Origin of the sequence: Paracoccus sp. (in: a-proteobacteria), assembly GCF_030536915.1 — a bacterium.
In the GTDB taxonomy this organism is placed as follows: domain Bacteria; phylum Pseudomonadota; class Alphaproteobacteria; order Rhodobacterales; family Rhodobacteraceae; genus Paracoccus.
On the sequence record NZ_JAUNPC010000072.1, the window covers coordinates 1 to 5,398 of the forward strand.

Genomic DNA, 5,398 nt, shown 5'->3' on the forward strand with positions numbered 1-5,398 from the left:
CCGCAGACGGTCGGGATCTCGGCCAGTTCCTCGGGCGGCAGGTCATAGAGGTCCTTGTCCGAGGCCGGGCCGGGGTCGATCTTGCCCCGGATGCCGTCCAGCCCCGCCATCAGCAGCGCCGCGAAGCACAGGTAGGGGTTGGCCGACGGGTCGGGAAAGCGGGCCTCGACGCGCTTGGCCTTCGGCGATTCGGTCCACGGGATGCGGACCGCGCCCGAGCGGTTGCGCGCGGAATAGGCGCGCAGCACCGGGGCCTCGAAGCCGGGGATCAGCCGCTTGTAGCTGTTGGTCGAGGGGTTGGTGATCGCGTTTAGGGCTTTCGCGTGCTTCAGGATGCCGCCGATGAACCACAGGGCTTCCTGCGAGAGATCCGCATAGCGGTCGCCGGCGAAAAGCGGCTTGCCGTCCTTCCAGATCGACATGTTGACGTGCATGCCCGACCCGTTGTCGCCCTTCATGGGCTTGGGCATGAAGGTCACGGTCTTGCCATAGGCATGGGCCACGTTGTGGATCACGTATTTGTATTTCTGGATGTTGTCGGCCTGTTCCACCAGCCCGCCGAAGATCATCCCCAACTCGTGCTGGCCGGTGGCAACCTCGTGGTGGTGCTTGTCCACCCTGATCCCCATCCGCTTCATCGTGGACAGCATCTCGGACCGGATGTCCTGCCCCTCGTCGATGGGGTTCACCGGGAAATAGCCGCCCTTGAAGGGCGCGCGGTGGGCCTGGTTGCCGGTGTCGTATTCGGTGTCGGTGTTCCAGGCCGCCGCGTGGGAATCGATCTGGAAGCTGACCTTCTGCGGCGTGACCGCATAGCGCACGTCGTCGAAGAGGAAGAACTCGGCCTCGGGTCCGCAATAGAAGGCGTCGCCGATGCCGGTCGATTTCAGATAGGCCTCGGCCTTGACCGCGGTGCTGCGGGGGTCGCGGTCATAGGGCTCGCCGGTGTCGGGTTCCGCCACGTTGCAATGCAGGCACAGCGTCTTTTCGGCATAGAAGGGATCGATATAGGCCGAGGCGGGATCGGCCATCAGCTTCATGTCCGACTGGTCGATCGACTTCCACCCGGCGATGGACGAGCCGTCGAACATGAAGCCTTCCTCGAACCAGTCCTCGTCGATCAGGTCCACGTCCAGGGTGACGTGCTGCAGCTTGCCCTTGGGGTCGGTGAAGCGGACGTCCACATAGGCGACCTCTTCCGATTTCATGAGGTCGAGGACCTCGGCGACCGTTTTCGTGGCCATGAACTTCTCCTTGCCGCGTGGTTGCGGGTTCGTGGGTATGGGTTCGGCTCAGACGGCGTCGTCGCCGGTCTCGCCGGTGCGGATGCGGATCGCCTGCTCGACGGGGGAAACGAAGATCTTGCCGTCGCCGATCTTGTCGGTGCGGGCAGCGCCGATGATCGCCTCGATCGCGGCCTCGACCAGATCGTCGGGCAGCACCATCTCGATCTTCACCTTGGGCAGGAAATCGACGACATATTCGGCGCCGCGGTAAAGTTCCGTATGGCCCTTCTGGCGGCCGAAGCCCTTGACCTCGGTGACGGACAGGCCTTGGACGCCCGCGTCCTGCAGCGCTTCTTTCACGTCATCCAGCTTGAACGGCTTGATGATGGCTTCGACCTTCTTCATCGCCCTGCACTCCTCGTCCGGCTTGCCTTGGGCTGTTGGTGAAGGGTTTGATGGACGGGGTAAATGCGGCGGTATGGTTTGACACCGCCCCGAACCGCAGCCTTCGCGAGAGTGCCCGATGAACAGGCAACCTGCCGAAAAAAGATGCAGCCCGAGGATGGGCTGGACCCAAGTCCTCACCACGGCCGAGATGCGCGCCCTTGAAGCCGCGGCCATGTCCCGCGGCGCGGTCACGGGACTGGAGCTGATGGAACGGGCAGGGGCGGCGGTCGCCGGCGCGATCCGGCTGCGCTGGCCCCGGCCGGGGCATGCGGTGGTGCTGTGCGGGCCGGGGAACAACGGCGGCGACGGCTATGTGGTGGCGCGGCTGCTGGCGCAGGCGGGGTGGCGGCTGCGGGTCTTGGGGCTGGACAACAGCCCCGGCCCGGACGCGGCCGAGATGAAGCGGCGCTGGGCGGCCATGGGCGCGATCCTGCCGCTGACGGTGGACGAGTTGCAGCGCGGGGCGGGCGGGCTTTGCGTCGATGCCATCTTCGGCACCGGCCTGACCCGCGCGCCCGAGGGCGGGATCGCCGCCATCCTCGCCCATCTGGGCGGCGATGCGTCCTTTCGCGAAAGGCTGGTGGCGGTGGACTGCCCCAGCGGCCTCTGCCTCGACAGCGGGGCGTTCCTCGGGGCGCCGCGCCAGCCGCGGGAAACCGACCTGCATGCCCGGCTGACGGTCGCTTTCGACAGCCCCAAGCCCGGACACCTGCTGGAACGCGGCCCCGCCTGCTGCGGCGAACTGGTGATCGCCGACATCGGACTGACCGGACTGCGCGAGGGAGGCGGGCTGCGCCCGGCGCGGCTGGTCGCGGTTGCCCCTGCCTTCGACATCCCCGATGCGCGTCGTGACGGCAGGCCATGGGCCGCGCTGGACAAGGGCCGCGCGGCCCATGGCCACAAGTTCACCCACGGGCACGCGCTGGTCCTTGCCGGTGGCGTCAGTCAGGGCGGCGCGGCCCGGCTGGCGGCCCGCGCGGCCCTGCGGGCGGGGGCGGGGCTGGTGACGCTGGCCCCGCCCGGCGCGGCGCTGATCGAGCACGCGGGACCACCGGACGCGCTGATGCGGCGCGGGGTGGACGACGCCGGGGCGCTTGCCGCGCTGCTGCAGGACCGGCGGATCGGTGCGCTGTGCCTCGGCCCCGGCTGCGGGGTAGATCGCGCGGCGGCGCTGCTGGGCCCGCTGCTTGCGGCGGGCCGTCCCTGCGTGCTGGATGCCGATGCGCTGACGGCGCTGGCGGCACGGGGGGGCGAGGGCCTGCATGCCGCCTGCGTGCTGACGCCGCATGGGGGAGAGTTCGCGCGGATGTTCCCCGACCTAGCCGGGAAGCTCGCCGGACCCCGCCCGGTCAGAGGAAGCCGTGCGGATCAGGGACCCGGGCTTGCAGAGGCCACGGTGCAGGACGACATGGACGCGCCTGCACAGGCGTCCCGGGTCTCCCTTCACGCCCTGACCGAACGACGCGGCCCGCTTTATTCCAAGCTCGACACCGCGCGCGAGGCCGCCGCCCGCTCGGGCGCGGTCGTGCTGCTGAAGGGTCCCGACACGGTGATCGCGGCGCCCGATGGTCAGGCGCGCATCCATTCGGCCTTCGACGTGCCGTGGCTTGCCACCGCGGGGGCGGGGGACGTGCTCGCGGGCATCATCGCCGGGCTGCTCGCCCGCGGCTTCCCGCCGCTCGAGGCCGCGGCGACCGGCGCATGGCTGCACGCCGCTGCCGCGCGGCGCTTCGGTCCCGGCCTGATCGCGGATGACCTGCCCGACCAGTTGCCGGGCGTGTTCCGCGATCTCGGGCCGTGATTTCCCCCTCGCGCACGGGCGGCGGCTTTGCTACAAGACCCCGACCGGCGCGCCGCGCCGGGGATGCGGGTGTGGCGGAACTGGTAGACGCACCAGATTTAGGTTCTGGCGCCGCAAGGCGTGGGGGTTCGAGTCCCTTTACCCGCACCATCCCACCCCTGACCCGGCCTGCGGCCGGGGAACGCTGCCTCAGCCGGCCCTATCGATCGCCTGTGTCAGCCCGGCCACCCTCATGCCCGCCCCGGTCAGGAACGGGAAATGCCTGTCGCGCGCGGCCCTGATGCCGGCGGGGCTCATCACGGTCATGCCGCGGCGCTTCTTGCGAGCCTCGTTCGGCAGGCCGGTGTCGTTGCTGCCGTCATGCGTCACAAGCGCCATCCCGCGCGGCAATGTCACATGCGGAAACCTCTGCGGCAGCGCGTAATGCCCGAAGCGGAAGATGCTGCGCCGGGGATGGCGCATGGCGGCGCCGGCGCTGTAGAAGGCCACCGGCCAGTCATAGACCACCGGCCCCGGCCCGTTCAGGACCGAGAACATCACCCCGGTCAGGCTGGCGGCGAAGACCTCGGGTCCGCCCATCAGGGGCGCCGCGTTCTGCCGCATCACCTCGACGTAATCGGCGCACAGGCAGTCGTCGTCATCCAGCCGGAACTGCAGGGTGTCCCCATAGCGGATGCCGAGTTCCCGGAAGGTCGCGTCCTGGGCGGCCTCCGCGCTGGTCACGGGGAAATAGCGCAGCACGACCTGGGGCACCTCGGCGCAGGCCGCTTCCAGCCGGTCCTGGTAGAACTCGGGCATCAGGCTTGAGGCAAGCACGACAAAGGTGAAGTCGGGGTCCGTCTGCGCCTTGAGCGAGGCAAGGGTGAGATGCTCGAAGGTGGCGAGCCGCGCCTCCAGCCGGCGGGGGGCGAAAAGCATCGCGGCGCGTTCCGAGGCGATTGCCCCGAACTCCTCTGCGGTCATCTGCCGCGTGGCCCGCCAGTCGCCCCGTCCGACCAGCGAAAAGCGGCACAGGCCAACGATCCTCATCATGTCTTCCGGTGGTTGTGCGGGTTGCGATGGACCAGCGGGGCCGGAAGCACAAGGCGGATCGGGGCGCAAACGCGGTTTGCCGGCCCGCCCGGGCATGGCGCTGCCGCTTGCGCGCACGGCCGGGGGTCCCTAGAAGGGCGCACAAACTGCACGGCCGCTGCTGTCGCGGCCCCTTCGACATGACAAAAGGAATGCCCATGCAGGTCAAGGAAACCCTGAACGAAGGTCTCAAGCGCGGCTACCAGTTCACGCTGCCCGCCGCCGATCTGGCCGCCGAGGTCGATCGCCAGCTGGCCGAGGCGCAGCCCCAGATCGAGATGAAGGGCTTCCGCAAGGGCAAGGTGCCGATGGCGCTGCTGAAGAAGAACTACGGCCCCCGTGTCATGGGCGATGCGATGCAGAAATCCATCGATGACGCGATCAGCGCGCATATGCAGGAAAACAGCGTCCGCCCAGCCATGCAGCCGAAGATCGAGATGCAGGACGGCGAGGGCTGGAAGGAAGGCGACGACGTGGTCGTCAACGTGTCCTACGAGATGCTGCCCGAGATCCCGGAAGTGGACCTGTCGGCAGTCGAGCTTGAGCGGCTGACGGTCGAGCCCGAGGATTCGGCCGTGGCCGAGGCCCTGGAAAACCTCGCGAAGAACGCGCAGGATTTCGAGGACCGCGCCGAGGGCGAGGCCGCGCAGCCGGGCGACCAGGTCACGATCGACTTCAAGGGCATGGTCGATGGCGAGGCCTTCGAGGGCGGCAGCGCCGAGGGCTATCCGCTGGTGCTGGGCTCGGGGTCCTTCATCCCCGGCTTCGAGGACCAGCTGGCCGGCGTCAAGGCCGGCGACAGCGTGAACGTCAACGTCACCTTCCCCGAGGATTACGGCGCCCCGCATCTCAA

At 68.8% G+C, this 5,398-nt stretch carries 5 protein-coding genes and 1 tRNA gene; 3 read left to right on the forward strand and 3 right to left on the reverse strand.

What is annotated here, in order from left to right:
• Both glnA and Q4F04_RS11680 read right to left on the reverse strand, forming a co-directional pair.
• The coding region (gene glnA / locus Q4F04_RS11675; RefSeq protein ID WP_303370000.1) for a type I glutamate--ammonia ligase at positions 1-1,244 on the reverse strand (1,244 nt) is incomplete at its 3' end.
• 48 nt (positions 1,245-1,292) lie between these two features.
• Complete coding sequence (locus Q4F04_RS11680) at positions 1,293-1,631, reverse strand: P-II family nitrogen regulator (protein WP_095640750.1); 339 nt, start codon at positions 1,629-1,631, stop codon at positions 1,293-1,295.
• A gap of 157 nt (positions 1,632-1,788) precedes the next feature.
• On the opposite strand from Q4F04_RS11680, the gene Q4F04_RS11685 reads away from it, so the two are divergent.
• Positions 1,789-3,474, forward strand: a complete 1,686-nt coding sequence (locus Q4F04_RS11685) for an NAD(P)H-hydrate epimerase (protein WP_303370001.1) — start codon at positions 1,789-1,791, stop codon at positions 3,472-3,474.
• Between the two features lie 65 nt (positions 3,475-3,539).
• Positions 3,540-3,624, forward strand: a tRNA-Leu gene (locus Q4F04_RS11690).
• Positions 3,625-3,663: 39 nt separating this feature from the next.
• On the opposite strand, the gene Q4F04_RS11695 is transcribed toward Q4F04_RS11690, so the two are convergent.
• Positions 3,664-4,506 (reverse strand): glycosyltransferase, encoded by an 843-nt coding sequence (locus Q4F04_RS11695; protein ID WP_303370002.1) that lies wholly within the window; start codon positions 4,504-4,506, stop codon positions 3,664-3,666.
• A 197-nt stretch (positions 4,507-4,703) separates the two neighbouring features.
• Between Q4F04_RS11695 and tig the strand changes: the two genes are divergently transcribed.
• Positions 4,704-5,398: trigger factor (gene tig, locus Q4F04_RS11700; protein ID WP_303370003.1), on the forward strand; the 695-nt coding region annotated here is incomplete at its 3' end.